A 25,340-nucleotide genomic window follows, 5' to 3' on the forward strand; every position below is an offset into this window, starting at 1 on the left:
GAAGCGTCGTGCGAAATGGCCGTGGAGCGGATGATGGCGATCGACCGGCGACAACTCATGGCCACCGCGCTCGGACTTTCCGCGGCGGCAATCACCGCCCGCCCCTCGGCTGCGGCGACGACGACCTATGAGGAAACGGTGCGAGCGTCGCGAGCGCCGCTGCAACCGGTGCCGCGGGACCGCGAGCTCGTGCGTTTTGCCACGCTCGCCGCCAACAGCCACAACACCCAGCCCTGGATCTTCTCCGCCCGCAGCAATGAAATCGTGATTGCGCCCGACTTCGCGCGCCGCTGTCAGGTGGTCGATCCGGACGATCACCACCTTTTCGTCAGCCTCGGCTGCGCCGTCGAGAACCTCGTCCTCGCGGCTTCAGCGCTCGGCTGGCGCGCGAACCCGATGGTCGACGGTGACAGGGTCCGGATCGCGCTGGAGCCGGCGCGCCCCGAAGCGTCGGCGCTGGTCAACGCGATTTCCCTCAGGCAATGCACCCGTGCAGCCTTCGACGGCAAGCCGGTGGCGCCTGACATGCTGCGCCAGCTCGAGAACGCCTGTCGGGAGCCGAACGTTTCGGCAATCCTGATGACCGAACGCGCCGCCATCGCAAAGATCACCGACTATGTGCTCGAAGGCAATGCCGCGCAAATGCGCGACAAGGCCTTCATGCGCGAGCTCGTGAGCTGGATGCGCTTCAACGAGGCGGATGCGGTCGCAACCATGGACGGGTTGTTCTCGCGGGCCTCGGGAAACCCGTCCCTGCCGGCATGGATCGCGCGGCCGCTGCTCAGGTTCTTCTTCACCGAAAGCGGCGAGAACGGGAAATACCGCGCCGAGCTCGACAGCTCCGCAGGTGTCGTCGTGCTTGCCGCCGATCGTAGCGACACGTCGCACTGGATTGCGGTCGGCCGTGCCTGCCAGCGGTTCGCCCTGCAGGCGACCGCGCTCGGGCTCAAATATTCCTTCATCAACCAGCCGGTCGAGGTGGCGACACTAAGGCCGCAGTTCGCCGCCTCGCTCGGACTCGGCGAGCGGCGTCCCGATATCGTGATGCGCTTCGGAGCCGGGCCGGACCTGCCGAAATCGCTCCGCCGCGCCCCCGAACTGGTGATGCGGCCGACGCAATAGTCTTCTAGCGCCGAAGGCCGCTCAATGCCGGTGACTCGCCGGGCAGCATGTTCGATCTGATATCGCTGTCCATGCGGCTCGAGTCCTGCTGGGTGAACCCGGCCCCGAACGACAGGCTGAGGTTGGAGGTCGGCTTGAATTCGACGCCCGCGAACGCACCGTATCCGGGCGCGGCGCCGGAGGTGAGCGGCGCAAGCGAACTGCCAATGCCGTTGCCATATTTCAGCGTGTCGAAACCGGCAAAGAACGTGACGGGCAACCCGCCCGCAGTCTTGGTGTTGTAACCGAACTGTGAGCTGTCATAGGAGAGCGCGCTGAAATTGCCGGCCTGTCCCGCCCGGCCGAGACCGCTCCAATTGAGGTTGCCGCGCTGGCTGCCGACAAAGAAGCCGTTCGCAAAATTGGCGCGCCCGCCTGCGTCGCTCGTATTGAAGCTTGGAAAATTGCCGTAAGTGTCGGAGCTCTGGCCGGCACTGTCGCCATAGCCGAAGGCCCCACCCGGGACCCAATACCTCAAGGGTGCAACTTGCGCATGAGCCGGGGCTCCGCAGAAGCAGAGCACGGCGAAGAGGGTTGCGAGCGCACGTGAAGAAGTAGAGCCTAGCATTCGGGTAACCGTCAGAACGTCCCAAAATCATACTCGCAGGACCACAAGATTGCCAGCGACGCGATGCCGGTGGCCGGCTCATCCAGTTCCGGGATCACCTTTTCCTGACACATTGAACCTGCTCCGTGACGGATGGACCCATTTAAGGGACGCGCAAGCCCGCGCCCATGCCTTGGTCCGAAAGACCTTTGAAAACGCCATTGGATGGAGGTTGTCATGGAGGTCAATTCCGACAGGTTGAATGCCTTTATGGGCAAGATGATCACCGAGGTGGGGGCGGCGATGAACGCATCGCTGGTCCTGCTGGGCGATAAGCTCGGCCTCTACCGCGCCCTCGCCGCCAAGGGACCGATGAACTCCGCCGAGCTGGCGAGCGCCACCGGAACGAACGAACGCTACGTCCGCGAGTGGCTGGCGAGCCAGGCGGCTTCTGGTTACGTCGAATATGATACCGCTTCAGGAAAATTCTCGATGCTGCCGGAGCAGGCGATGGCGCTTGCCGACGAGGACAGCCCGGTGTTCCTCGGCGCAGTCGGCAATGTCATTGCCGCGGCGTTTCTCGACGAACCGAAGATTACGGATGCATTCAAGTCCGGCAAGGGTGTCGGTTGGAACCGGCGGAGCGAGTGCCTGTTCTGCGGCACCGCCCGCTTCTTCCGCACCGGCTACATGCATCATCTGGTGCAGGAGTGGCTGCCCGCGCTCGACGGCGTCGTGGACAAGCTCGAGCGCGGCGCCAAAGTCGCCGATGTCGGTTGCGGACATGGCGTTTCGACGCGGCTCATGGCGAAAGCCTTCCCGAACTCCCAATTCTACGGCTTCGACTATCACGAGGGCTCGATCGAGGCTGCGCGAAAGGCGACCGTCGAGGCCAAGCTGGGCGACCGGGTCAGCTTCGCTGTTCACTCGGCCAAGACCTATCCGGCCGAAGGCTACGATCTCGTCTGCTTCTTCGATTGCCTGCACGACATGGGCGATCCCGTCGGCGCCATCAGCCACGTGCGCGAATCCATGGCCAAGGACGGCACCTGCATGCTGGTCGAGCCGTTCGCGGGCGACCGCCTCGAAGACAATCTCAATCCCGTCGGCCGCGTCTACTATGCGGCGTCGACCATGATCTGCACACCGGCCTCGCTCGACCAGGAGGTCGGCCTCGCACTGGGTGCACAAGCGGGCGAAGCAAGGCTGCGCAAGGTCGCCCGCGAAGGCGGCCTGACGCGCTTCCGCCGCGCCGCCGAGACGCCGTTCAACCTGATCCTGGAGGCGCGCATCTGACTCAACGGCGGACGTGTGCGGCCGACGATGTCAGGCCGCGGCGCCCGTCCCCATGCCAAATGTGAGCTGATTGCCGTCGGCATCCACGACGTCGAAGTCGCGCATGCCATAGTCGCGGTCCTCCGGTTGATTGAGCAGCCTGGCACCGCGTCCTGATACCTCGGCATAGATCCGGTCGACATCTCTGACGAAAACGCAAAGACCGCCCTGTCCGGGCAACCGTTTCGTTGCGGCCGCCGCGAGCAAGTGCAGGCCGACCTCATCACGGCAGAGGCAGGCATAAGACGGAGGCTGACCGTATTCGAAGGTGACCTCGAAGCCGAGCACGTCGCGGTAATAGGCGAGGCTGGCAGTGATGTCGGAGACGACGAAGACGGTGGCGGAGCCGGCCATCATCGGGTGTTCGTCGGTCATTGGTCCCTCCCTCTGGCAAGCAATCTCCGGCGCGCAGGCTAACATGCGCGCTGGAGGTCTTGCACAGCCCAAGCCGCACCGTAAGCTGTCGCCCGAACAAGGCGGCGCGAGTCCGCCGGAACGGGAGTCATGCCGCACGATCCCCTGCTCACGCGCCTGACATCCGCCTTTGCCAAGGTGCCGGGCATCGCTGCCATCGTGCTCGGCGGCTCGCGCGCGCGGGGCAGCGCGCATGCTTCCTCCGATTACGACATGGGATTGTACTTCTCGGCGGCGAGTTCGCTCGATACGGATCGGCTACTCGCCGCCGCAAAGGAGATCGCCGACGATCCCGCCGCCACGGCCGTGACGCCGGTCGGCGAATGGGGCCCGTGGATCGTCGGCGGCGCCTGGCTGTCGGTGGAAGGCCGCAAGGTGGACCTGCTCTACCGCAACGCCGACGCGGTCGAGGCGGTGATGCAATCCTGCCGCGCCGGCGTGGTCACCATGGACTACCAGCCTGGTCATCCGCACGGCTTCTGCTCGGCGATCTGGATGGGCGAGATCGCCTATTGCCGGCCACTGCACGATCCGCAGGCGCTAATCGCCCGGCTGAAATCGATTGCGCTGCCCTATCCGTCGCCGCTGCGTACGGCGTTGATCCGGCGCTTTCAGTGGGAAATCTCGTTCGGTATCGAGAATACGGAGCTTGCGGTGGCGCGCGGCGAACAGACCCATGTCGCGGGATGCCTCTACAGGTCGCTCGCGTGCCTCGCGCAGGTGCTGTTCGCACTGAACGAACGCTATCTCGTCAATGAAAAGGGCGCGGTCCAGGAGGCGGCCGGCCTCCCGCTGACCATCCCGCATCTGGTGCAGCAGGCGGACGAGATCTGGCGGCAGATCGGCAGCGGCGCCTTGGCGCCGGCTTGCGAAGTCTTGCGCAGGATCGACCGACAGCTGAAGCTGCTGACGTCTTGAAAACACGGAGCACCAGGTGACATCCGACAGTCCCGTCACTTACGAATGCATCGGCAACATCGCCCGCATCACGCTGCGCCGCCCGCCCGTCAATGCGCTGAGCCTCGAGGTCATCCGCTCGGTGGTCGCGGCGCTCCGCCGCGCCGCCGACGATGCGGATGCGCGCGTGGTCGTGCTGGCGAGCGCGATTGCCAGGCGCTTTTCGGCGGGCCTCGATCTCGACATCCTGCTCGGCAAGCCTGGCGCCGAGATCCGCGAATTCCTCCAGGCGCTCTATATCGACCTTTACGATGCCCAGTACGGGCTCGGAAAGCCGTCGATCGCTGCGGTCGCTGGCGCGGCCCGCGGCGGTGGCATGACCATGGCAGTGTCCTGCGACGTCGTGCTGGCATCCGAGAGTGCAACGTTCGGCTATCCCGAGATCGACGTCGGCGTCATTCCCGCGATCCACTACGCGCATCTGCCGCGCATCGTCGGACGCCACCGCGCTTTCGAGCTGCTGTTCACCGGCCGCGTCTTCAGCGCCGCCGAGGCACGCGAACTCGGCGTGGTGAACCGCGTCGTCGGAGATACGGAGCTCGAGGCCGAGGTCGTGAGGCTCGCGGCGCGGTTCGCCGCGAAATCGGCCGCGGTGCTGCGGATGGGCCGGGCCGCCTTCATGCGCCAGATCGACCTCGACTATCGGCGCAGCATTGCCAGCGCCGTGGACGACTTCTGCAACGTCGCGACGTCGGACGAGGCGCAGGAGGGCCTGAGGGCGTTCGTGGAGAAGCGGGCAGCGAAATGGTGAGGACGGCCGGCCACCGCGCGAGTCGGGAATGCGAAGCGTTCAGGCGGTCTTGTCGACCGAAGACGATGAATCGGCCGGTGGATATTTCGTCACGGGCACCATGAAGGACTTGGTGCCGACCTGGTAGATGATCTTGCCGTTCTTCCCGTCATCGGTCGCAATCTGCGCCTGCCCGAACATGATGACGTTCTTGTAGACGTAGCCGGTGCCCTGCCGGGTGATGCCGTCGGTGGTGACGCTGACCTGCGCCTCCTTGCCGTTGACGGCGAGCACCTTGAAGCTCGCGCTCTTGCCGTTGTCGCTGGAATAGCCGCCCCAGCTTCCCATGAGACGGCTGTCGGAGGCCGGAGGCGCCTGTTTCTCGAGATTGGCGGTCTGCTTGCCAGCGCCACCCGCGGAGAACAGGAGCACCATGTTCTTGCCGTCCTTGGTGCCGACCGTGACGCCGCCGAAGGTGATAAGCGAGCCCTGGACCTCGCCGAAGCCGCGTTCGGTATGCCCGTTATGGGTATACTCGACCTGCGCCCGGGCACCGCGGATGTTCACGACCTTGAAGCCGACGGGCTGGTTGTTGCCCACCCAATTGCCCTTCCAGTCACCGACCAGAGTGCTCTGGTGAAAGATGCGCTCGTTCGCGGGCGAAATCTGGCTGGTGCTCGATGTGACGATGGCCATTGGATTGCTCGGCGGAAAAACCCGCTTTCGTTCGCTCCAGCAATGTCAGGATGCTGGCCGGAAATGAACGGAACCATCCGATTAGGGCCACGCGCAGGTTAACGAGCGGTTAAGTTCAACCGCCGGCTGACACGGCAAAACGCCTCAGCCGGGGCCTGCCTTAGCGTCCCCAGCGATCCGACCAGATCTTCTCGCCGATCATGCAGCTGACGCGCGGCTCCTTGTCCGCAACGCGCACCACGGGACGCTCCGGCGTGCGGCCTGCGACCTCCATCAGGAGCTTGGTGCGGATCGCTTCCTTGAACTTCTCGCGGTCCTTGATCGTGATGACGAAGGAGCCGGGACCGCCGATCACGCAATCCTCGTAGTAGTAGTCGAGATTGTCGATATCCATGGTCGAATAGGACGGCTCCTTGACCATGATCGGCAGGCCGTTGATGATGATGCCTTTCTCGAGCGCGGCGTCGCGCGCCACCGTGACCGGGCCGCCATTGTTGTTGGGACCGTCGCCGGAGATGTCGATGACGCGGCGCAAGCCCCGATAGGGATCCTCGTCGAACAGCGGCATCGCGAACGTGATCGCGCCGGAGATCGATGTGCGCGAGGCGCGCCGGATCGGCGTCTTCAAGATTTCGGCGGCGACCGCATCCGCGGTCTCCGGTCCGTCGATCAACCGCCAGGGAATGATGATCTTCTGGTCGCTGGAAGCAGCCCACTCGAAATAGGTCACCGCGATCCGGCCGTTCGGACCGAGCTTCAGCGCCTGCAAGAACTCCTTCGACTGGATCGCCTGCGCATAGCCTTCGCGCTGGATCGCGAGCTCGTCCATGTCCATGGAGTAGGAGACGTCGACCGCAAGGACCAGTTCGACATCGACCGTCTGCGCGTCCCTGTCGGCCGCCGGCCGCTGCGATCGATCCTTGGACGCCTCAAATTTAGGTCCTGGTGCGGCGAAGCCCGCAACATCCCCCCCGGCGAGCACGCCGGCCACCAGCACAGCCCCGATCGAGAACAGCAAGCGCATCGCAGCCTCCCGTCGTATGACGCGATGGTGACATGCAATCGCCTAGCCGCAAAGTGCGAAGATCGCTTGCGCTTCACATTCAAGTTAGGAATTTGCGTCGTTGCGGCGACTTGCCGTCGTTTGGCCATAGCGATGACGTCGGAACGCGCAATCACCTGCGCCGTCATTCCAGGGCTCGCGAAACGCGAAGCTCCGGCGCGCCCTGCGTCCGGGAATCTCGAGATTCCGGGTTCGATACTGCGCGTCGCCCTGGAATAACGACTCGTGGGATGGAGCGTCCCGCCCACTTGTCCGACGCGATTTCCATGCTAGGCTGGCCGCACCGATGGGGATGGAGTCCCCCGACAACCGCCCGGCGGTCGGTGACCGTGATGGGCTGATGACTCCTGCTTGAGGTGGGGCAATTTTGAGCCTCTGCCTTTGGCGGGAGCATGGACGAACCCGCCGATGGCGGGTTTTTTGTTGCCTGACGACGAAAGCAGCGAGAAGGCCAGGACGTGAAGGCCAAGGGGAAATCCGAGGCGTGACGACGACGACACCGAATGCTGCGCGTGCCGGGCTGCCCAGAGGGATCTGGGTGCTCGGCTTCGTCTCGATGCTGATGGACGTCTCCTCCGAGATGATCCACGCGCTGCTGCCGGTCTATCTCGTCACCGTGCTCGGCGCCTCGACGCTCACGGTCGGCTTCATCGAGGGAATTGCGGAGGCGACGGCCTCGATCACCAAGATCTTCTCCGGCGCGCTGTCGGACTGGCTCGGCCGCCGCAAGCTGCTCGCCGCCCTCGGCTACGGGCTGGCTGCCTTCACCAAACCGCTGTTCCCGCTCGCGCCCAGCGTCGAATGGCTGGTGGCCGCGCGCTTCATCGACCGGGTCGGCAAGGGCATCCGCGGCGCGCCGCGCGATGCGCTGATCGCCGATATCGCTCCCATCGGCCTGCGCGGCGCGAGCTTTGGCCTGCGCCAATCGCTCGACACCATCGGCGCCTTCGTCGGACCGCTCGCGGCGATCGGCCTGATGTGGTGGACGGCTGACAATTTTACCGCCGTGTTCTGGGTTGCCGTGCTGCCGGCCTTTCTGTCCTTCGGCCTGATCGCCTTTGCCGTGAGCGAGCCGGAGCCGGACCCAAGCCGGGAATCTGCGAAAAATCCGCTCAATCTCGCTGCGATGCGGCAGCTCGGAGCGGTCTACTGGCGCGTCGTGGCGGTCGGAATCGTCTTCACGCTCGCGCGCTTCAGCGAAGCCTTCCTGATCCTGCGCGCGCAGAACATCGGCCTCAATGCGATGTGGGTGCCTGCGGTGCTGGTGCTGATGAACATCGTCTACGCGCTGTCGGCCTATCCGGCCGGCGTGTTGTCGGACCGCATCAACCGGACCGCCCTGCTCGCGCTCGGCCTCCTCTTCCTCTGCGGCGCCGACCTCGCACTCGCGCTGCTGCCGAACCTTGGCGGCCTGGCGCTCGGTGTCGCGTTGTGGGGGCTGCATATGGGATTGACGCAAGGCCTGCTCTCGGCCCTCGTCGCCGATGCCGCGCCGCCAAGCTTGCGCGGCACCGCATTCGGCTATTTCAACCTGTTCACGGGCCTGGCACTGCTGGCCGCGAGCGTGATCGCAGGTGCGCTGTGGGACGCCTATGGTCCGGCCGGCACGTTCCTGGCAGGGCTCGGCTTCGCGCTGGTGTCGCTCGTGGGGCTGCTCGCCGTCGGCAATGGGCTGGCAGCGGAGGGCAAATGATGACGGGGAGTTGTTCATCGTGTTGAGCGGGGTGCTTGCCATTGTGATCGGCAGCGTGCTGGGCGGCTGTGCGCGCTATTTCATCTCCGGCGCGATCGCGCGGCGGCTGGGCGAGACGTTTCCGTGGGGCACCATGACCATCAACGTCACCGGCGCCTTCCTGATCGGCATTTTTGGCGCGCTGGCAACCCATCCCGGCTCGATGTTCGCCTCGCCCAATCCATGGCTGTTCGCGGTGACCGGTTTCCTCGGCTGCTACACCACGGTGTCCTCGTTCAGCCTGCAAACGCTGACGCTCGCCCGTAACGGCGAGCCCATGCATGCGCTCGGCAACGTCGCCTTCTCGGTCGGACTGTGCCTCGCCGCCGTCAGCTGCGGCTTCCTGCTCGCTGACGGTCTTGGAGGGTAGCGGCCGATGAATTCTCCCTCCGCCGAGCGCCGGCGCAGCGCGATGCTCTATGCCTGGGTTTCCGCCGGCAGCGTCGTCGGTGGCCTGACGCGCTATCTGGTCGGGCTCGCGCTCGTTACCGGTCCGGGCTTTCCCGTCGCGACCCTGTTCATCAATGCCACCGGCTCGCTGATCATCGGATTCTATGCGACGCTGACCGGCCCGGACGGCCGCATGCTGGCACGGCCCGAGCACCGGCAGTTCGTCATGACCGGGTTCTGCGGCGGCTACACCACCTTCTCGGCCTTCAGCCTGGAAACCTTCCGCCTGGTCCATGGCGGCATGAAATACACCGCGCTGGCCTATGTCGCCTCCTCCGTCGTCTGCTGGCTGGTGTCGGTCTGGCTCGGCCATATGATGGCGAGCCGCTACAACCGCTTGAGAAGGAGCTGACCATGCAAATTCCCAATCAGGCCGTTTCGCTCCGCATCTTCATCGGCGAGAGCGACCATTGCGACGGCAGGCCGCTCTATGAAGCGATCGTGATGAAGGCGCGCGAGCTGCACCTCGCCGGCGCCACCGTGCTGCGCGGTCCGATGGGGTTCGGCAAGTCGAGCCGGCTGCACACCTCGAAAATCCTGCGGCTCTCGGAAGACCTGCCGCTGCTGATCGAGATTGTCGACAGCGAGGACAACATCAACGCATTCCTGCCCATCCTGGATGGCATGATGTCGAGCGGGCTGATCACCTTGGAGAAGGTGCAGGTCCTGCAATATGGTGAGAGGGCCGCGAGCTGATCGCTCCGGCAGGAACCCGAGCCCGCCGTGTCCAGGAGGCGGAATGAACGACGCCGTCACCAAGCCGAAAACCAGGACCAAGACCAAGGTCGAGCGACCGAAGCTGCACAAGGTCATCCTGATCAACGACGACTACACGCCGCGCGAGTTCGTCACGATGATCCTCAAGGCCGAGTTCCGCATGACGGAAGATCAGGCCTACAAGGTGATGATCACGGCGCACAAGCTGGGCGCCTGCGTGGTCGCCGTGTTCACCAAGGACGTCGCCGAGACCAAGGCAACGCGCGCCACCGACGCCGGCCGCGCCAAGGGCTATCCGCTGCTGTTCACGACGGAGCCGGAGGAATAGGCCATCCGCGCCTTCCGACTTTGCATTCCCGCCGGAGATCGCCGACAATGCCGCAAACCGGCGCAGGCCGGACAAAAAGCAAGGCGGGAAACGACGGAAGTGGGCATATCAATAAGAAGCTTCGCGACCAGAGGCCAACTGGTCCTGACGCTGGCGGCGATCGCCTTCTTCACCACCGGCGCGGCGCAAGCGGCCGAACGGGTCCGCATCGGGCTGTTGAAGCTCTCCTCGGCAGCCCCGTTGTTCCTCGCCAAGGAGCGTGGTTATTTCGAGCAGGAAGGGATCGAGGCCGATCTGAAATTCTTCGATGCCGCCGTGCCGATCGCGGTAGCCAGCGTCTCCGGCGATATCGACATCGGTTTCACCGGCTTCACGGCCGCCTTCTACAACCTCGCGGGCAAGGGCGGACTGAAGGTGGTTGCCGGCACGGCGCGCGAGGCACCCGGCTTCCAGAACACGGCCTATGTCGTCTCCAAGCGCGCATATGATTCGGGCCTGAAGACGCTGAAGGACTTGCCCGGCCATTCCGTCGGCATCACGCAAGTCGGCTCGACTTTCCATTATTCGCTCGGCCTGATCGCCGACAAGCTGAAATTCGACGTGACCTCCGTCCGGGTCGTTCCGCTGCAATCGCTGCCGAATGTCGCCGCGGCCATCAAGGGCGGCCAGCTTGACGCGGCGCTCACCGCCACGACCACGATCAGCCCGGTGGTCGCCTCTGGCGATGCGATCGTGCTCGGCTTCGTCGGCGACGAGACGCCCTGGATGCTCGGCTGCGTCGTGGCTTCGACCGCGACGATCGAGAAGAACCGCAAGCTGGTCGAGAAAGTGCTGGCCGTCTATCGCCGCGGCGCCGACGACTATGCGCGCGTGCTGTTGAAGCGCGATGCGGACGGCAAATTCGCCCGCAGCGAGGAAGGTGACGCGATGATTGCGATCATCTCCAAGTACACCGAGCAGAAGGTCGAGCAGCTCCGCATCGGGCTGTCGGTCGTCGATCCCGCGCTCGACAGCGCCGACATCTCCCGCCAGATCGCCTGGTTCAAGCGCCAGAAGATGGTCGAACCCGATATCGATGCCGAGAAGATCATCGACAAATCCTTCGTCCCGGACCGCCCGACGGCGCCGAAATGACTGACGACAACGACAACAAGAACACGGAGCTACCCATGAGCGCGAGCGAAGTCACCGCGGGCACCAAAATCGTCCGGCGTGCCGCGAACCAAAAACCGTCGCGCGTCGTCGCCGACATCTGCGTGGTCGGCTCGGGTGCGGCCGGCATGTCGGCGGCGATCGAGGGCGCGCGTGCCGGACGCAAGGTGGTGCTGGTCGACAGCCTGCCCGCGCTCGGCGGCCAGGCGGTCAACTCCATCATCGGCACCTTCTGCGGCCTGTTCTCGAACGGCAGCGACGGCTACCAGTTCACCCACGGTATCGCCGACGATCTCCTGGGCGACCTCGGTGCGCAGGAGAACGCGCTGTTCTACCGCCGCGGGCCGCACACCACCGTCGTCTATTACGACGAGGTCGCGCTCGGCCGCTGGGTCGAGAAGGCGATGCTTGCGGCCGGCGTCACCGTGATCGTCGGCGCCGTCATGCACAATGTCCGTGTCGCCGGCCGGCGCGTGACCGGGATCGATCTCTCCACCCGCTACGGTGACGTCGAGGTCGAGGCGAACGGCTTCGTCGACGCCTCCGGCGACGCCGCGCTGGTGTGGCAGGCGGGCTTTGCCTGCCGCGAGCCGGACGACGGCCCGATCTACGGCACGCAAATGCTGATCGTGGAGAATATCGACGAGAGCAAGGTGCCGAGCCGGGAGGAATTGCCGGCGCGCATGCGAGAGAAGGCCGGCGACTACGGACTGTTGCGGCGCGAGGGCCTGTCCTTCGTCATTCCCGGGCGCGGCGTTGCCGCCATGAACATGACCCATGTCGAGACGCCACTGGAGCCGCTGGAGGCGAGCCGCAAGGGCATCGAGGGCAAGGACCAGGCCGACCGCGCCTTCGCCTTCCTCAGGAACGAATTCCCCGCCTGCTTCGGCAAGGCGCGCATCCGCGCCTATGGCTTTCCCGGAATCCGCCAGACGCGCTGGATCGTCGGCCGCCAGCAATTGTCGGTCGACGACGTCCGCGCCGGCACCAAATTCGAAGACGCGGTCGGCCGCACGGCGTGGCCGATCGAACTGCACGACCACGGCTCCGGCCATCACTGGCACGTCTTCGACAAGGACCACGTCCACTATGTGCCGTTCGGCAGCCTGGCGCCGCAGGAAGCCGACAACATCGTCGCCGCCGGCCGCTGCATCGATGCCGACAAGGCCGCACTCTCCAGCGTTCGGGTGATGGGCCCCTGCATGGCAATGGGCGCCGCCGCTGCGCACGCGCTCGACCTCGCCGGCAGCGGCAGCGTGCATCAGATCGACATCGATGCGCTGAAGTGGCGCGTGCGCGACAATCTGGAGCGGACGGACTGAGATGCGCAGCAGCCGGGAGCGGTGGCCGTAGCTCTCTGCTCAGCCGACCGCCGTGATCGTCGATCTGGACGCCCTTAGGCCATCACCACCGGCGTCTCTTCGGCCAGCCCGTACACGCGCTGCGCCTTCGAAAACCCCGCGATCGGAAATTCGCCGAGCTCGCGCCAGTCGTGGCGGCAGGCGTTGGCGAAGACCTCCGAGACCACGACGGTGCGGCCAAGCCGGCCGGCGATCTTCTCCAGCCGCGCAGCGAGATTGACGGCGGGGCCGATGCAGGTGAAGTCGAGCCGGTTGCCGCCGCCGATATTGCCGTAGAGGATGTTGCCGACATGCAGCGCAACGCCGAAGCGGAAGCGCTCGACGACGTCGCCGACCGGGTGCGCGAGCGCTTCCACGCTGGCGCGGGACTCGCGCGCGGCTTCCAGCACGCGCGCGCAGACATGCGTGGCATCGCCGACATATTCGTCGATCGGAAACACCGCGAGCAGGCCATCACCCATGAATTTCAGCACCTCGCCGCCATGGCCGCGGATCGCGGTCACCTGGCAGTCGAAGTAGTTGTTGAGGATCTCGACTACGGTCTCGGCCGGCAGCCGATCCGACAAAGCGGTGAAGCCGCGCAGATCCGAGAGCCAGATCGCGGCCTGCATCGTGTCGTTATGGCCGCGGCGGATCTGGCCGCCGAGGATGCGCGCGCCGGCGCGGTTGCCGACATAGGTGTCGAGCAGCATCTCGGCGGTGCGGCGCAGGCTGATGATCTCGCTGACGCGCGCGAGCGGCGTCACGATGGAGCGGATCGCCGCGATGTCGTCGTCGCTGAAGCCGCCGGGATGCCGCGTGACCCAGCTCGTCGCGTGGATCGAGCCGTCGAGATAGTGCATCGGCATCGCGAGGTAGTCGGTCACGCCTTCGGCGCGCATGTCGTCGAGGAACGGAAACCGCCTGCTGTCCGGATCGTCCATCCGTCCCCGGACCTCCAGCCCCTCCTCGAACACGATCCGGAGCGGGCTCCGGGCGAATTCGGGCGTGTCCAGGATATCGAAATCGACGGTGCCGATCTCGACCTTCTCGCCCTGCCGCCAGATGAAGTTGCGGCCGAAGATTTCCGGATGCAGCGTGCGGATGAAGATGCCGAACCGCGACAGCGGCAGGCCGGCCGCGACCAGATGCTCGCAGACCTCGGCGATCATCTCGGAAGGGGTCCCGGACGACCTCGCACCGTCGATCAGCCAGTTGGTGATGCGCTGGATCTCGGAGTTTTGCATGGCCGCATTTGCGGACGAAGTTTTGGGAACGTCAAGCTGCGCGGTGGGCTAGTACCGCGACATTGTAGCGGGCGCATGATCTGTTCGGAAAACCGCTTCACACTTTTCCCGATCATGCACTAACGCCTCACCCCCTGCTCTAGCGTCCCACCTGCCCGCGATCCCGAATGAAATGATCGGCCAGCACGCAGGCCATCATGGCCTCGCCGACGGGGACGGCACGGATGCCGACGCACGGGTCGTGGCGCCCCTTGGTGAAGATCTCGGTATCAGCGCCCTTGCGATCCACGGTGAGACGCGGCTGGAGGATCGACGAGGTCGGCTTCACCGCGAAGCGCACCACGATCGGCTGTCCCGTGGAGATGCCGCCCAGCACGCCGCCGGCGTGGTTGGACAGGAAACGCGTGCCGTCATTGCCGGTGCGCATCTCGTCGGCGTTCTCTTCGCCCGTCAGCTCGGCCGCGCCGAAGCCGGCACCGATCTCGACGCCCTTCACGGCGTTGATGGTCATCATCGCACCCGCCAGATCGGAATCGAGCTTGGCGTAGATCGGCGCGCCGAGACCCGCGGGCACGCCTTCGGCGACGATCTCGAGCACCGCGCCGATCGAGGAGCCGCTCTTGCGGATGCCGTCGAGATAGGTCTCGAAGAACGCGGCCTTGTCCTTGTCGGGACAGAAGAACGGGTTCCTGGCGATCTCGTCCCAGTCCCACTTCTCACGGTCGATCTTGTGCGGGCCGATCTGCACCAGCGCGCCGCGCACCTTGACGTCGGGCAGTACTTTTCGCGCGATCGCACCGGCGGCAACCCGCGTCGCGGTCTCGCGCGCCGACGAGCGTCCGCCGCCGCGATAGTCGCGCAGGCCGTATTTGGCCTCATAGGTGAAGTCGGCGTGACCGGGCCGAAACTTGTCCTTGATCTCGGAATAATCCTTGGAGCGCTGGTCGGTGTTCTCGATCAGGAGCCCGATCGGCGTGCCCGTCGTCACCTGCACGCCGGTCTCCGGATGCGCCATCACCCCGGACAGGATCTTCACCTGATCCAGCTCCTGGCGCTGGGTGGTGAAGCGCGACTGGCCGGGCCGGCGGCGATCGAGATCGCCCTGGATGTCGGCCTCGGTGAGCGGGATCATCGGCGGGCAGCCATCGACCACGCAGCCGATCGCCACCCCATGGCTCTCGCCGAAGGTGGTGACGCGGAACATGTGGCCGAAGGTGTTGAAGGACATTCGCGGACGCCGACCTAATCCATGCTGACAAATTTACATTGCGGTGGTAGCGCGCGAGGCAGAACCGGTCAAACGGTGTTCCCGTCATTCCGGGATGGTCCGAAGGACCAGACCCGGAATCTCGAGATTCCGGGTTCGGTGCTGCGCACCGCCCTGGAATGACGAAAACTCGGCTTAGCTATACTTCTCCACCCGCCCGTCCCGGAACACGTAGACGGCGCCCTGCTCGATATAGAGCTCGGCGGCGCTGGCCGGCGTCTCCAGGCCAAGCGAAACCATCAGGGCCCGGCAGGTCCCGCCATGGGCAACTGCGACGGTGTCGGTCCGGAGCTGGTCGTACCAGGCACGGACGCGGACCTGCACATCGGCATAGGTCTCCCCGCCCGCGGGGCCCACCGTCCATTTGTCGGCGAGGCGCCTGGCGTAGATTTCGGGATCGGCGGCCTCGCTCTCGGCCAGCGTCAGCCCTTCCCAGACGCCGTAGCCGATCTCGCGCAGGCGATCGTCGAGCGAATAATCGGCCACCGGCAATTCGAGCCTGCCGCGCGCAAGCTCCATGGTCATGCGCGCGCGGCCGAGCGGGCTCGACACATAGGGCAGCGCCGCCTTGTCGCGGCCGTCGCGCTTGAACAGGTCGGCGAGAATGCCGCCGGCCTGCATCGCCTGGCTACGGCCGCGTGCGTTCAGCGGAACGTCCTTGGTGCCCTGAAGCCGCCCGAGCGCATTCCACTCGGTCTCGCCGTGGCGAAGATAGTAGATCGTGGGCACGGGCATTGCCGGTAAGCGTTAGTCCTTCCCGCCGAACGAAATGTCCGGCGCGTCCGGCCGCTTCATGCCGAGTACGTGATAGCCGGAATCGACGTGGTGCACCTCGCCGGTGACGCCGCGCGAGAGGTCGGAAAGGAAATACAGCGCGCTGCCGCCAACGTCTTCAGTCGACACGTTACGCCGCAGCGGCGCGTTGTGCTCGTTCCACTTCAGGATATAGCGGAAGTCGCCGATTCCGGAGGCCGCGAGCGTCTTGATCGGCCCGGCCGAGATCGCGTTGACGCGGATGTTCTTCTCGCCGAGGTCGGCGGCGAGATAGCGCACGCTTGCCTCCAGCGCCGCTTTCGCCACGCCCATCACGTTGTAATGCGGCATCCACTTCTCGGCGCCGTAATAGGAGAGCGTGATGAGCGAGCCGCCATCGGTCATCAGCTTCTCGGCGCGCTGTGCCACGGCGGTGAACGAGTAGCAGGAGATCAGCATCGACTTGGAGAAGTTCTCCTGCGTGGTGTCGACGTAGCGGCCGTCGAGCTGCTCGCCATAGGCGATCGCGTGCACCAGGAAGTCGATCTTGCCCCACTTCTCCTTCAGCACCGCGAAGGCGGCGTCGATGGTCGCGGCGTCCGTGACGTCGCAATGGCCGAGCACGAGTCCGCCGATCTCGGCGGCGAGCGGCTCGACGCGCTTCTTCAGCGCATCGCCCTGATAGGTGAAGGCGAGCTCGGCGCCCGCTGCGTGGCATGCCTTGGCGATGCCCCAGGCGATCGAGCGGTTGTTGGCAACGCCGAGGACCACCCCGCGCTTGCCTTGCATCAGACCTGAATTCTGCGCCATTTTTGAACGTCCCGTCGAGCTCTCGTTGAGGTCTGGAGGTACACCAGCCCTCCTTCGCGGTACAGTCCTAATACGCGGCGTTAACGCTGTTTCGAGCGCCGGAATAGCCGTTCCGTTCGGGTGTTATGATGGGTAAGGCGCTCGCGCCGAACACCAGGACGTCAAGACGGCAATGAGTGCGTTTCGCCAGAGTGTGGAAGCCATGATCCCGGCGTTGCGCCGCTACGCCCGCGCGCTCACGCGCGATGCGGATGCGGCCGACGATCTGGTGCAGGATACGTTGGTGCGCGCACTGCGTTCGGAGCGCCTGTTTCTCGGAGGCGACGTCAGGAGCTGGCTGTATACGATCCTGACCAACCTCAACAAGAACCGGCGGCGCTCACTGGCAAGGCGGCCGCAATTCATGCAGCTGACGGAGAACAACCCGGATGCCAGCGGGACCGAAGCCGAGGGACGCGACATCGAGAAGGCGCTGGCAACGCTGGTCGAGGAGCAGCGTTCGGTGCTGCTGCTGGTGATGCTGGAGGGCATGAGCTACCGCGAGGTCGCCGACATCCAGGGCGTGCCGATCGGCACCGTGATGTCGCGCCTGGCACGCGCCCGCGCCCACGTTAAAGCCTCGCTGGAGGGTGAGCGCCCGGCGCTCAGGCGGGTGAAATGATGGCGGGATTGATGCATCGCGTAGTGTCCGCCAGCAGTCTGTCGATGAGGCGAGCGAAGTTGAGGCACGAAGGATATTTTGGGCCGCAGAGCCAGAGACGATCGATATGAACGACCGCAATATTCCGATCACCGAAGACGAACTGCACGCCTATGTCGATGACGAGCTGCCGGCCGAGCGACGTGCCGACGTCGAGGCCTGGCTGGCCGCCCATCCTGACGATGCCGAGCGGGTGCAGTCCTGGCGCACCATGGCCGAGATGCTGCACGCCCGCTACGATACCGTCGCCCAGGAGCCGGTGCCGGCACGGCTGGAGCTCGAACGGCTGGAGCGCCGCCCCCGGCAATGGCTCTATGGCGCCGCCGCGGCTGTGCTGGTTGCCTTCGTCGCCGGCGGCACCGCCGGCTGGGTCGCGCATGGCGCCGCCAGCGCTCCCTCGACCTTCCAGAGCTTCACGGCGGACGCACTCGACGCCCACCGCCTCTATGTCGTCGAGGTCCGCCACCCCGTCGAGGTCGGCGGCAACGAGCGCGACCATCTTCAGGCCTGGCTGACCAGGCGCTGCGGGTGGACCGTGTTCGCACCGAACCTGGAGGCGAGTGGGTTGAAGCTGGTCGGCGGCCGGCTCCTGCCGGGGCCGAACGGGCCGGCGTCGTTCCTGATGTATGAGGGCGCCTCGGGCGAGCGGTACACGATCTACACTGCCAAGACCGAGAATGGTGCAACGCAGATGCGGTACGCCAGGACGGACAAGGACGGCGCGCTGTTCTGGGCCGAGCGCGGCGTTGGCTACGTCGTCAGCGGCGGCGGCGATCGCGACCGGCTGACCAAGGTGGCGCAGGCGGTGTACGACCAGGCAGAGAAAAACGGCACCTAGACAACCGCACAAGCGCGGTGCCTCGATTCCGTCATTGAAAATTTGGAATCAAGACATCGGCGCGTCTCATTATCGCACCGGATGATCACGCGAAAATGAGTAGCGTTCGATCCGCCGATCGACGCGGGCGGCCTCGATTGGGGTTTTTGGTACCGCGCTGGTCCCCCTCTCGAGGCCGCACCTTTTTATCGGCTGCCCCGCCGGACAGCCGACACGTCGAGCATGTGAGCCGGGAAGCGCTATCGCGCCTCAGGCATATGATGAGCATCATCTCCCGGGAGGATGCTGTAGACCTTTGGAAAACCCCTTCAGTTCCGATCGCGCCCTAACCAAGCCCGCTACGTGGATTGTAGGGGTGTTGGTCCCGCCACTTCTCCATCAATGCCTCAAGCTCGGCGTCGTTCCCGTCCGGTAGCATAATCCTGACGGTGACGAAGAGATCCCCGGTTCCGCCCGCTTTGGGCAGACCCTTGCCCTTCAGCCGGAAGGTGCGGCCGCTGGAGGTGTTTTTGGGGACCGAGAGTTCGACCGCATTGCCAAGGGTCGGCACGCGGACCTTGCCGCCGAGCACCGCCTCGTAGAGCGTGACCGGCAGGTCGATCCTGAGATCCGCGCCCTCGACCTTGAAATACGGGTGCGGCGCAATGCCGATGGTGATCAGGAGATCGCCCGGCGGATGGCCCTGGGCGCTCTCGCCCTGCCCGCGCAGCCGGATCTGCTGACCCTCGGTGACGCCGGCCGGGATCTTGACGTTGAGCTCCTTGCCCGTCGGCAGCCGGACGCGCTTCTCGCCGCCCTTGACCGACTCCTCCAGCGAGACGGACATGGCGACGTTCACGTCGAGATCGAGCCCGACCCCGCCGGTGTCGAATTCGAACTGCCCGGCGCTGCCGGCCCCGGGCCGCGCGCCGCGCACCCCGCCGCCGAACATGCTGTTGAGGATGTCTTCAAAGGCGCCGCCACCCTGACCCGGGCCGCCGCCGGAGCGGAACGTATAGCTCTCGAACCCGCCGGGACCCGCGCGACCACGCGGCCCGCCGCCGCCCGGAAAACCCTGGAAGCGCGGCTTGCCGTCGGCGTCGATCTCGCCGCGGTCGAACTGCTTGCGCTTGTCCTCGTCGCCGAGGATCTCGTTGGCCGAATTGAGTTCGGCGAAACGCTCGGCGGCCTTCGGGTCGTCCTTGTTGCTATCGGGATGGTGCTTCTTGGCAAGCTTGCGATAGGCGCTCTTGATCGCGGCAGCGTTGGCGCTCCGCGGCACCCCCAAGACCTCATAGGGGTCGCGCATCCGTCACGTCTCCTTCAAAGAAATCGAATTGTTCAAAGGGCTCCCCGCCCCACCTGCGAACCATGTGGGGAGAGAGTGGCATTTTTGCAACTAGAATTGCCGGCCGAATCCTAGCTCCGCCACGGCTTTAGCGTATGAATCTCCCAACGGCCACGGCTGCTTTGGCAGCCGGCGCCCTGGAGCCAGCTTTCGGTATTGCCGTTGACGTAGCTCGCGAGGAAATCGCGGCATTTGCGGCCGTCCTCGGCGGCATAGGATTGCGCGATCGGCGTCACCGAGCCGCGCGCCCCGGTATCCGGATTCTCCCAGTGCTGGCTGGAATCCTTGTCGCCCTTGCTCAGCACGTCGGACGCAGCGTTGCGGGCGAAGGCAAGATCAGTCTCGGTCGGTGCCGCGTCCTTCGCCGGCCGCATGATCGAGCCGGTGAGGTCGCTGTCGGCGGCCTTGGCATAGGCGCTGGTGTCATTGCGGGAAAAGCTGCAACCGCCGGCGCCGAAGCCGATCAGGATCACCGTCATGGCAAAGCCGGACGGCCGGATCGCCGATAGGCCAACGCGTCCCCATGCCCTATATAGGGCGGTAGCGGACAACAACGCGTTTTGGGCCGCGGAACGCAACTCGGACTCCAGACATGACCGACACGACCTCGATGAAACACCAGACACCCTTAACATCCGGTGATTTCACCGCCGCCGACGAGCCTTTTGCGCTGTTCGAGGCCTGGCTGAACGAGGCGATCAAGAGCGAGCCGAACGATCCGAACGCCATGGCGCTCGCAACCGTCGACCCGGAAGGCCTGCCTGATGTGCGCATGGTGTTGATGAAGGGCTTCGATACCGGGGGTTTTGTCTTCTACAGCCACATCGCGAGCCAGAAGGGCCGTGAACTCGCCGCAAATCCTAAGGCAGCGTTACTTTTTCACTGGAAGTCGCTGCGCCGTCAGGTCCGCATCCGCGGCAACGTGACGCCGGTGACCGACGCCGAGGCCGACGCCTATTTCGCCACCCGTCCCAAGCAGGCGCAGATCGGCGCCTGGGCGAGCAAGCAGTCCGAGGCGCTGGAGAGCCGCTTCGCGTTCGAACAGGCCATCGCAAAAGTCGCGGCCAAGTACATCATCAGCGAGGTGCCGCGGCCGCCGGGCTGGAGCGGCTGGCGCATCACACCGGTCCGCATCGAGTTCTGGCACGATCGCCCATTCCGTCTGCACGACCGCATCGAATTTCGTCGTGACGCCGCGGGCCAGAAGTGGTCCAAGACGCGGATGTACCCTTAGCATTTTGTTTGAGCATGATCTTTTCGGAAAACCGCTGCACACTTTTCCGGATCATGCTCCAACCTGAAAGACCTTCATGCCGCATTCGTCAAACGCACCGCGACGCACGCTGCTCCTGACCGGAGCCAGCCGCGGTATCGGCCATGCCACCGTGATCCGTTTCTCCTCGGCGGGCTGGCGCGTCATCACCTGCTCGCGGCATCCCTTCCCGGAGGACTGCCCCTGGGATGCGGGTCCTGAGGACCACATCCAGGTCGACCTCGCCGACCCCAAGGACACGACCCGCGCGATCTCCGAAATCCGCGACCGCCTCGAGGGCGGCATGCTGCATGCGCTGGTCAACAACGCCGCGATCTCGCCGAAGGGCCCGGGCGGCTCGCGGCTCGGCTCGGTCGACACCGATCTCGATACCTGGACGCATGTCTTCCACGTCAACTTCTTCGCGCCGATCATGATGGCGCGCGGACTGATCGAGGAGTTGAAGGCGGCCAGGGGCTCGGTCGTCAACGTCACCTCGATCGCGGGCTCGCGCGTGCATCCTTTCGCAGGCGCGGCCTATGCCACCTCCAAGGCCGCGCTCGCATCCCTGACGCGCGAGATGGCCTCGGACTTCGGCCGCGTCGGCGTCCGCGTCAACGCGATCGCGCCGGGCGAGATCGACACCTCGATCCTGTCGCCGGGCACGGAGAAGATCGTGGAGCAGCAGATCCCGATGCACCGGCTCGGCACGCCCGACGAGGTTGCCAAGATCGTCTACGTGCTGTGCACGGACACCTCGTCCTACGTCAACGGCGCCGAGATCCACATCAACGGCGGCCAGCACGTCTAGGCGCACTGTCATTCCGGGGCGATGCGAAGCACCGAGCCCGGAATCTCGAGATTCCGGATTCGCCCTCAGGGCGCTCCGGAATGACGGTGAATTGGATTTTTGAATCTGCCGTAACTTGGAACGGAAGCAAGGCGATCCAGACAAAGCCGCCGCAAGACCTGGATCGCCCTTACCTTCCGTTGCTCAATCGAGTCGAATCCGACGTGACCTCTCGCGCGGCCTTGGCGTTGCCGTGCTGAATGCGGTCGAGCAGTCGTCGTCGTTCTCACCATCGAGCAGCGGAGCACCACAGTGCCGGCACATGCGTGCCGACATCGACGACGCCTTGCCGTTCGCCAGGGCCTGACGATAGTTCGCCAGATCGATGACGTTCCGGGGCGACGTTATGTGTTTTTCAACCATGGCTGTTCCTCGCGGCTACGCACTACTTATCGCAGACAAGTTTCGCGCAAACGTTCAGCTCACCGCTCAAATTTTACCGGAGGAATTGGGGCGGCAGCCACGCATCACCGCGACGCCGCAATCCCGCTCTATTCTGCGACACCAACCACCGTGTCTCGACGAACGGCGTAAGGTCTCGGTAGGTATCAGAGCCACTTCTTGAACTTGAAGATCCAGTACGGAACGATGGCCGCGATCAGCATCAGCACCAGTGCCATCGGATAGCCGTGCACCCATTCGAGTTCCGGCATCGACTTGAAGTTCATGCCGTAGATCGAGGCGATCAGCGTCGGCGGCATCAGGACAACAGCCATGACCGAAAACAGCTTGATGATGTTGTTCTGCTCGAGATTGACGACGCCGAGCATGGCGTCGAGCACGAAGGTGATCTTGCTCGAGAGATAGGAGGCGTGGTCGGTCAGCGAGGAGACGTCGCGCTGCATGGTCTTGAGCTGCTCGCGCATGTCCTTGGACCATTTCACGCCCTCCACCACCGCCGAGAGGAAGGCAACGACGCGGCCGATCGACACCAGGCTCTCGCGAACCTTGGAGGTGAGATCGCCCTTGCGGCCGATCGAGATCAGGATCTGGGAATATTGCTTGGCGTGGCCGTGGCGCTCGCTCTCGGGCTCGAAAATGTCATGCGACACCTGGTCGATCTCGGCGCCGCAGCGCTCCAGAATGTCGGCGCAACGGTCGATCACGGCGTCCAGCAGTTCCATCAGCACCATCTCGCCGGTGATCGCCGGCGTGCAGGAGCGGCCAAGCTTGGCCTCGACCAGGGCGAACGGCTTCGGCAGGTCGTAGCGTACCGTCACCAGGCGGTGGTCGCCGAGAATGAAGGTCACCGCCGTGGTCCGGGGCATGTCGGTATCCGAGTGGCACATCAGCGTCGCGGTCATGTAGCGCGCGCCGTTCTCGATATAGAGGCGGCTGGAGATCTCGATCTCCTGCATGTCCTCCCGGGTCGGAATGGCGATGCCCGCCAGCCGCTCTACCGCCTTGTCCTCGGCCGCACTCGGACTGAAGAGGTCGATCCAGACCGCGCTCTCCGGCAGCGCCGTGAGATCCTCGACGACAGCCTTCTTGAGGGAGGACTCGGAGGGGACAAACACCGAAAACATGAACAACTCCAGAGAACCTGCGACAGAATGACAGCCTTTAGCGCGATTCTGACAAGTTCATCATGACAAGCACATTAACGGAGCGTTTGCATTTGTGGCGACGCCGTGGCCCAACCGTGGCACGGAATCGACAGTTCGGCACGCTTTGCCCCAAAACCCGCTCAAAGTCGAAAAACTTGCGGCAAAAAAGCCACAGCTGAGGTCTCGCAGCGCGGGAAAAGGCCTTGAGTGCTGGAATTGTGGCAGATTTCAACGATAATGGGATTAACGGAGTCGAGGAACTTGGGCGCTAAGCTCAGGCTTTCCCGCGCGGTATTGTTTTGATTGGAACCAAATCATGTCGTCGCTGAAAGTTAAGTTGGGTATTTTGGCCGCCGGCCTGATGCTGTCGGGCTGCATGCAGGCCACGCATTTCGAGGCGACCGACACCAAGGCCTTCAAGCCGAAGGACAAGGAACTGCTCGCCAAGGTCCGGTACGAGAATACCCCGGTCGCGGAGCCGTTCCGCCGCGCCATCGTCGACTACCACCGCAAGGAATCGCCGGGCTCGATCGTGGTCGATTCCGACAACCATTACCTCTACTGGGTGATGGATGGCGGCAAGGCGATCCGCTACGGCATCACCGTCGGTGAAGAAGCCATGGCCTGGTCCGGCATCGCCAAGGTCGGCAGCATGACCGAGTGGCCGGCCTGGCATCCGACCCCGGGCGAGATTTCGCGCCTGGGCGTGCCGACCTATGTTGCGCCCGGTCCGGACAATCCGATGGGCTCACGCGCGATGTATCTCTACTCGGGTGGCAAGGACACGCTGTTCCGCATCCACGGCACCAACCAGCCGGAATATATCGGCGCCTCGATCTCGTCGGGCTGCATCCGCCTGACCAACGAGGACGCGATCGACCTCTATAACCGGGTCAAGGTCGGCACCATCGTCGTGGTGCTCGAGCCGAAGCACGGCGACTCGCCCTACAATTCGCGCCTTGCGCTCCAGGGCGGCGGCTCCAATTCTTCCTACTAAATCGGCCTTTCCCGAGGCCTTTCAAAAGCGCCGGTTTTACCGGCGCTTTTTTGTTGCGGGCTTGCGTGACGGGACCTTGTCGCCGCCGGCCGCCGACTTGTTCGCAGGCGCGGGGGATTTCTCCGCCGCCTCGTCATCAGCTCCATCCTTTGCCTCGGGCTTGGACGCAACCTCGCGCGGCGGCGCCTCCTCAGGCCGTTCCGCCGGCAGCAGCGGAGCGATCTGCGGCAGGGGATCCCAGACGTTCCACTGGCAGATCCGGTAGTCGTTGCGCCGCTGCGCCAGGTCGAGATGGATATGGTCCTCGTGGTACCAGTCCGAGCCCGGGCCGAGCACGGTGGAAAAGCGCGCGCACACCGAATGCAGCACACGCTCGCGCACGTCTCGCGACATGGTGCGATCGGTGAGGCCGATCGACTGCCCGTTTGCGAGCTTGATGGCGCGGACGTCGAGGGCGTTGGCCTTGCCGTGCTCGGACAGCATCGCGCCGGCGATGCGGTTGCGGCCGCGGCACTCGAAGCTATCGAAATTGTCGAGATCGGCGATGGCCGAGCCGAGGCTGGTGGCCAGCGGCACCATGTCCTTGCGTACCCAGTCGGCGATCGCAGACGCCATGGTGCAGCGAAGGATCGCCGCCGGCTTGACCGCCACCTTGCGCTTGTCCGGCAGCACGATGGCCTCTAGCCGCACCAGATCCTCGCCGCCGCAGGCGCCGGGGCCACGGATATCCGGAATGGAGGGGGCAATCGCGATCTCCTCGGTCAGCGCGAGCCGGCAGGCCGAGACCTGTTTCTCCGGCGGCGGCGTGGCCTCGGCCGGCTTGTCCGGGGAAGGCTTGCCGTCGGCCTCCGGTGCCGCCTCGTCCGGTGCTTTGGGGGCTTCCGCAGGGCGTGGTTTTGGTAGCGGGATCTTGGCGGCATGAACCGTCGCGCGCGGCCGTGGTGTACCAAAGCCAAAGATATCGAGCGGCGCACTATATTTTCGCGCCTCCGCCCGGTCCGCGAGCGCAAGCGTCAGCCCGAGCGCGGCGGTAACCATTGCCGCGCCGGCGGACATATAGCCGCGACAAGACCATTTGCGGCGAAAGTCCGGCAGGCTAAAACTCATGACAATTCTTTGGCCCAACGCTG

29 protein-coding genes and 1 riboswitch are annotated in these 25,340 nt (G+C 64.9%); of the genes, 16 read left to right on the forward strand and 13 right to left on the reverse strand.

Going from position 1 to position 25,340, the window contains the following annotated elements; translation table 11 throughout:
• Positions 1-15: 15 nt before the first annotated feature.
• Positions 16-1,122: an Acg family FMN-binding oxidoreductase gene (locus E4K65_RS31115; RefSeq protein ID WP_235885786.1), complete on the forward strand. Its 1,107-nt coding sequence runs from the start codon at positions 16-18 to the stop codon at positions 1,120-1,122.
• Positions 1,123-1,126: 4 nt separating this feature from the next.
• Here E4K65_RS31115 and E4K65_RS31120 read toward each other — a convergent pair whose 3' ends face one another.
• Positions 1,127-1,729 (reverse strand): hypothetical protein, encoded by a 603-nt coding sequence (locus E4K65_RS31120; protein ID WP_135177368.1) that lies wholly within the window; start codon positions 1,727-1,729, stop codon positions 1,127-1,129.
• Positions 1,730-1,945: 216 nt separating this feature from the next.
• Between E4K65_RS31120 and E4K65_RS31125 the strand changes: the two genes are divergently transcribed.
• Positions 1,946-3,004 carry a class I SAM-dependent methyltransferase gene (locus E4K65_RS31125; RefSeq protein ID WP_167771289.1) on the forward strand — a complete coding sequence of 353 codons (1,059 nt, stop codon included), beginning with the start codon at positions 1,946-1,948 and terminating at the stop codon, positions 3,002-3,004.
• Between the two features lie 30 nt (positions 3,005-3,034).
• Here E4K65_RS31125 and E4K65_RS31130 read toward each other — a convergent pair whose 3' ends face one another.
• Positions 3,035-3,418 carry a bleomycin resistance protein gene (locus E4K65_RS31130; RefSeq protein ID WP_135177370.1) on the reverse strand — a complete coding sequence of 128 codons (384 nt, stop codon included), beginning with the start codon at positions 3,416-3,418 and terminating at the stop codon, positions 3,035-3,037.
• 129 nt (positions 3,419-3,547) lie between these two features.
• Here E4K65_RS31130 and E4K65_RS31135 point away from each other — a divergent pair, with 129 nt between their 5' ends.
• Positions 3,548-4,375, forward strand: coding sequence for a nucleotidyltransferase domain-containing protein (locus E4K65_RS31135; RefSeq protein ID WP_135177371.1), 828 nt, complete (start codon positions 3,548-3,550; stop codon positions 4,373-4,375).
• A 16-nt stretch (positions 4,376-4,391) separates the two neighbouring features.
• Positions 4,392-5,165 (forward strand): enoyl-CoA hydratase/isomerase family protein, encoded by a 774-nt coding sequence (locus E4K65_RS31140; protein WP_135177372.1) that lies wholly within the window; start codon positions 4,392-4,394, stop codon positions 5,163-5,165.
• Between the two features lie 39 nt (positions 5,166-5,204).
• Here E4K65_RS31140 and E4K65_RS31145 read toward each other — a convergent pair whose 3' ends face one another.
• Together E4K65_RS31145 and E4K65_RS31150 are read right to left on the reverse strand one after the other, a co-directional pair.
• Positions 5,205-5,840: a hypothetical protein gene (locus E4K65_RS31145; protein ID WP_135177373.1), complete on the reverse strand. Its 636-nt coding sequence runs from the start codon at positions 5,838-5,840 to the stop codon at positions 5,205-5,207.
• Positions 5,841-6,000: 160 nt separating this feature from the next.
• Positions 6,001-6,864, reverse strand: a complete 864-nt coding sequence (locus E4K65_RS31150; protein WP_135177374.1) for a DUF1194 domain-containing protein — start codon at positions 6,862-6,864, stop codon at positions 6,001-6,003.
• A 318-nt stretch (positions 6,865-7,182) separates the two neighbouring features.
• Positions 7,183-7,260, forward strand: a riboswitch (Fluoride riboswitch).
• 127 nt (positions 7,261-7,387) lie between these two features.
• On the opposite strand from E4K65_RS31150, the gene E4K65_RS31155 reads away from it, so the two are divergent.
• From E4K65_RS31155 to E4K65_RS31185, 7 genes are all read left to right on the forward strand, one after another.
• Positions 7,388-8,596 (forward strand): MFS transporter, encoded by a 1,209-nt coding sequence (locus E4K65_RS31155; RefSeq protein WP_135177375.1) that lies wholly within the window; start codon positions 7,388-7,390, stop codon positions 8,594-8,596.
• Positions 8,571-9,005, forward strand: a complete 435-nt coding sequence (gene crcB, locus E4K65_RS31160) for a fluoride efflux transporter CrcB (protein ID WP_135177376.1) — start codon at positions 8,571-8,573, stop codon at positions 9,003-9,005. Before E4K65_RS31155 ends, crcB (E4K65_RS31160) begins: the two co-directional genes overlap by 26 nt.
• A 6-nt stretch (positions 9,006-9,011) precedes the next feature.
• Positions 9,012-9,437 (forward strand): fluoride efflux transporter CrcB, encoded by a 426-nt coding sequence (crcB, locus tag E4K65_RS31165; protein ID WP_135177377.1) that lies wholly within the window; start codon positions 9,012-9,014, stop codon positions 9,435-9,437.
• A gap of 2 nt (positions 9,438-9,439) precedes the next feature.
• Positions 9,440-9,781: a DUF190 domain-containing protein gene (locus E4K65_RS31170; protein ID WP_135177378.1), complete on the forward strand. Its 342-nt coding sequence runs from the start codon at positions 9,440-9,442 to the stop codon at positions 9,779-9,781.
• A 43-nt stretch (positions 9,782-9,824) separates the two neighbouring features.
• Entirely contained in the window at positions 9,825-10,130 is a 306-nt protein-coding gene (gene clpS, locus E4K65_RS31175; protein ID WP_092188508.1) for an ATP-dependent Clp protease adapter ClpS, read from the forward strand.
• A gap of 99 nt (positions 10,131-10,229) precedes the next feature.
• Positions 10,230-11,264 carry an ABC transporter substrate-binding protein gene (locus E4K65_RS31180; protein WP_135177379.1) on the forward strand — a complete coding sequence of 345 codons (1,035 nt, stop codon included), beginning with the start codon at positions 10,230-10,232 and terminating at the stop codon, positions 11,262-11,264.
• Positions 11,265-11,299: 35 nt separating this feature from the next.
• On the forward strand, positions 11,300-12,604 hold the full coding sequence (locus E4K65_RS31185; RefSeq protein ID WP_235885787.1) for an FAD-dependent oxidoreductase: 1,305 nt from the start codon (positions 11,300-11,302) through the stop codon (positions 12,602-12,604).
• 74 nt (positions 12,605-12,678) lie between these two features.
• On the opposite strand, the gene E4K65_RS31190 is transcribed toward E4K65_RS31185, so the two are convergent.
• The 4 genes from E4K65_RS31190 to fabI all read right to left on the reverse strand — a co-directional run bounded on the left by E4K65_RS31190 (position 12,679) and on the right by fabI (position 16,699).
• Positions 12,679-13,869, reverse strand: coding sequence for an adenylate/guanylate cyclase domain-containing protein (locus E4K65_RS31190; protein ID WP_135177381.1), 1,191 nt, complete (start codon positions 13,867-13,869; stop codon positions 12,679-12,681).
• A 139-nt stretch (positions 13,870-14,008) separates the two neighbouring features.
• Positions 14,009-15,097 (reverse strand): chorismate synthase, encoded by a 1,089-nt coding sequence (gene aroC, locus E4K65_RS31195; RefSeq protein WP_135177382.1) that lies wholly within the window; start codon positions 15,095-15,097, stop codon positions 14,009-14,011.
• A 174-nt stretch (positions 15,098-15,271) separates the two neighbouring features.
• Positions 15,272-15,871 carry a histidine phosphatase family protein gene (locus tag E4K65_RS31205; protein WP_135177384.1) on the reverse strand — a complete coding sequence of 200 codons (600 nt, stop codon included), beginning with the start codon at positions 15,869-15,871 and terminating at the stop codon, positions 15,272-15,274.
• A gap of 12 nt (positions 15,872-15,883) precedes the next feature.
• Complete coding sequence (gene fabI / locus E4K65_RS31210; RefSeq protein ID WP_027546200.1) at positions 15,884-16,699, reverse strand: enoyl-ACP reductase FabI; 816 nt, start codon at positions 16,697-16,699, stop codon at positions 15,884-15,886.
• A 172-nt stretch (positions 16,700-16,871) separates the two neighbouring features.
• Between fabI and E4K65_RS31215 the strand changes: the two genes are divergently transcribed.
• Both E4K65_RS31215 and E4K65_RS31220 read left to right on the forward strand, forming a co-directional pair.
• A complete protein-coding gene (locus tag E4K65_RS31215; protein ID WP_011085414.1) occupies positions 16,872-17,360 on the forward strand; it encodes a sigma-70 family RNA polymerase sigma factor in 489 nt (162 codons plus the stop codon).
• 106 nt (positions 17,361-17,466) lie between these two features.
• A complete protein-coding gene (locus E4K65_RS31220) occupies positions 17,467-18,237 on the forward strand; it encodes an anti-sigma factor family protein (protein ID WP_135177385.1) in 771 nt (256 codons plus the stop codon).
• A gap of 325 nt (positions 18,238-18,562) precedes the next feature.
• Here E4K65_RS31220 and E4K65_RS31225 read toward each other — a convergent pair whose 3' ends face one another.
• The gene (locus E4K65_RS31225; RefSeq protein WP_027546202.1) at positions 18,563-19,525 is read right to left on the reverse strand and encodes a DnaJ C-terminal domain-containing protein; all 963 of its coding nucleotides are present in this window, start codon (positions 19,523-19,525) and stop codon (positions 18,563-18,565) included.
• 110 nt (positions 19,526-19,635) lie between these two features.
• Complete coding sequence (locus E4K65_RS31230) at positions 19,636-20,043, reverse strand: RT0821/Lpp0805 family surface protein (protein WP_167771290.1); 408 nt, start codon at positions 20,041-20,043, stop codon at positions 19,636-19,638.
• 113 nt (positions 20,044-20,156) lie between these two features.
• Between E4K65_RS31230 and pdxH the strand changes: the two genes are divergently transcribed.
• Positions 20,157-20,798 (forward strand): pyridoxamine 5'-phosphate oxidase, encoded by a 642-nt coding sequence (gene pdxH, locus E4K65_RS31235; protein WP_135177387.1) that lies wholly within the window; start codon positions 20,157-20,159, stop codon positions 20,796-20,798.
• A gap of 76 nt (positions 20,799-20,874) precedes the next feature.
• Entirely contained in the window at positions 20,875-21,627 is a 753-nt protein-coding gene (locus E4K65_RS31240; protein WP_027546205.1) for an SDR family NAD(P)-dependent oxidoreductase, read from the forward strand.
• Positions 21,628-21,810: 183 nt separating this feature from the next.
• Here E4K65_RS31240 and E4K65_RS31245 read toward each other — a convergent pair whose 3' ends face one another.
• Together E4K65_RS31245 and E4K65_RS31250 are read right to left on the reverse strand one after the other, a co-directional pair.
• Positions 21,811-22,029, reverse strand: coding sequence for a hypothetical protein (locus E4K65_RS31245; RefSeq protein WP_074077209.1), 219 nt, complete (start codon positions 22,027-22,029; stop codon positions 21,811-21,813).
• Between the two features lie 185 nt (positions 22,030-22,214).
• Entirely contained in the window at positions 22,215-23,192 is a 978-nt protein-coding gene (locus tag E4K65_RS31250; protein WP_135177388.1) for a magnesium transporter CorA family protein, read from the reverse strand.
• 337 nt (positions 23,193-23,529) lie between these two features.
• Between E4K65_RS31250 and E4K65_RS31255 the strand changes: the two genes are divergently transcribed.
• Positions 23,530-24,210: a L,D-transpeptidase gene (locus E4K65_RS31255; RefSeq protein ID WP_135177389.1), complete on the forward strand. Its 681-nt coding sequence runs from the start codon at positions 23,530-23,532 to the stop codon at positions 24,208-24,210.
• Positions 24,211-24,246: 36 nt separating this feature from the next.
• Here E4K65_RS31255 and E4K65_RS31260 read toward each other — a convergent pair whose 3' ends face one another.
• Positions 24,247-25,317 (reverse strand): extensin family protein, encoded by a 1,071-nt coding sequence (locus E4K65_RS31260; protein ID WP_135177390.1) that lies wholly within the window; start codon positions 25,315-25,317, stop codon positions 24,247-24,249.
• Between the last annotated feature and the right edge of the window lie 23 nt (positions 25,318-25,340).

It is taken from the genome of Bradyrhizobium niftali (assembly GCF_004571025.1).
Classification (GTDB): Bacteria; Pseudomonadota; Alphaproteobacteria; order Rhizobiales; family Xanthobacteraceae; genus Bradyrhizobium; species Bradyrhizobium niftali.

Coding starts and splice junctions, on each gene's coding strand:
- clpS (WP_092188508.1), top strand. CDS start 9,825: ATGAACGACGCCGTCACCAAGCCGAAAACCAGGACCAAGACCAAGGTC.
- E4K65_RS31205 (WP_135177384.1), bottom strand. CDS start 15,871: ATGCCCGTGCCCACGATCTACTATCTTCGCCACGGCGAGACCGAGTGG.
- E4K65_RS31215 (WP_011085414.1), top strand. CDS start 16,872: ATGAGTGCGTTTCGCCAGAGTGTGGAAGCCATGATCCCGGCGTTGCGC.
- E4K65_RS31225 (WP_027546202.1), bottom strand. CDS start 19,525: ATGCGCGACCCCTATGAGGTCTTGGGGGTGCCGCGGAGCGCCAACGCT.
- fabI (WP_027546200.1), bottom strand. CDS start 16,699: ATGGCGCAGAATTCAGGTCTGATGCAAGGCAAGCGCGGGGTGGTCCTC.
- crcB (WP_135177377.1), top strand. CDS start 9,012: ATGAATTCTCCCTCCGCCGAGCGCCGGCGCAGCGCGATGCTCTATGCC.
- E4K65_RS31135 (WP_135177371.1), top strand. CDS start 3,548: ATGCCGCACGATCCCCTGCTCACGCGCCTGACATCCGCCTTTGCCAAG.
- E4K65_RS31120 (WP_135177368.1), bottom strand. CDS start 1,729: ATGCTAGGCTCTACTTCTTCACGTGCGCTCGCAACCCTCTTCGCCGTG.
- E4K65_RS31150 (WP_135177374.1), bottom strand. CDS start 6,864: ATGCGCTTGCTGTTCTCGATCGGGGCTGTGCTGGTGGCCGGCGTGCTC.
- E4K65_RS31220 (WP_135177385.1), top strand. CDS start 17,467: ATGAACGACCGCAATATTCCGATCACCGAAGACGAACTGCACGCCTAT.
- E4K65_RS31230 (WP_167771290.1), bottom strand. CDS start 20,043: ATGACGGTGATCCTGATCGGCTTCGGCGCCGGCGGTTGCAGCTTTTCC.
- aroC (WP_135177382.1), bottom strand. CDS start 15,097: ATGTCCTTCAACACCTTCGGCCACATGTTCCGCGTCACCACCTTCGGC.
- E4K65_RS31245 (WP_074077209.1), bottom strand. CDS start 22,029: ATGGTTGAAAAACACATAACGTCGCCCCGGAACGTCATCGATCTGGCG.
- E4K65_RS31130 (WP_135177370.1), bottom strand. CDS start 3,418: ATGACCGACGAACACCCGATGATGGCCGGCTCCGCCACCGTCTTCGTC.
- E4K65_RS31250 (WP_135177388.1), bottom strand. CDS start 23,192: ATGTTTTCGGTGTTTGTCCCCTCCGAGTCCTCCCTCAAGAAGGCTGTC.
- E4K65_RS31115 (WP_235885786.1), top strand. CDS start 16: ATGGCCGTGGAGCGGATGATGGCGATCGACCGGCGACAACTCATGGCC.
- E4K65_RS31255 (WP_135177389.1), top strand. CDS start 23,530: ATGTCGTCGCTGAAAGTTAAGTTGGGTATTTTGGCCGCCGGCCTGATG.
- crcB (WP_135177376.1), top strand. CDS start 8,571: ATGGGCTGGCAGCGGAGGGCAAATGATGACGGGGAGTTGTTCATCGTG.
- pdxH (WP_135177387.1), top strand. CDS start 20,157: ATGACCGACACGACCTCGATGAAACACCAGACACCCTTAACATCCGGT.
- E4K65_RS31240 (WP_027546205.1), top strand. CDS start 20,875: ATGCCGCATTCGTCAAACGCACCGCGACGCACGCTGCTCCTGACCGGA.
- E4K65_RS31145 (WP_135177373.1), bottom strand. CDS start 5,840: ATGGCCATCGTCACATCGAGCACCAGCCAGATTTCGCCCGCGAACGAG.
- E4K65_RS31260 (WP_135177390.1), bottom strand. CDS start 25,317: ATGAGTTTTAGCCTGCCGGACTTTCGCCGCAAATGGTCTTGTCGCGGC.
- E4K65_RS31185 (WP_235885787.1), top strand. CDS start 11,300: ATGAGCGCGAGCGAAGTCACCGCGGGCACCAAAATCGTCCGGCGTGCC.
- E4K65_RS31190 (WP_135177381.1), bottom strand. CDS start 13,869: ATGCAAAACTCCGAGATCCAGCGCATCACCAACTGGCTGATCGACGGT.
- E4K65_RS31125 (WP_167771289.1), top strand. CDS start 1,946: ATGGAGGTCAATTCCGACAGGTTGAATGCCTTTATGGGCAAGATGATC.
- E4K65_RS31170 (WP_135177378.1), top strand. CDS start 9,440: ATGCAAATTCCCAATCAGGCCGTTTCGCTCCGCATCTTCATCGGCGAG.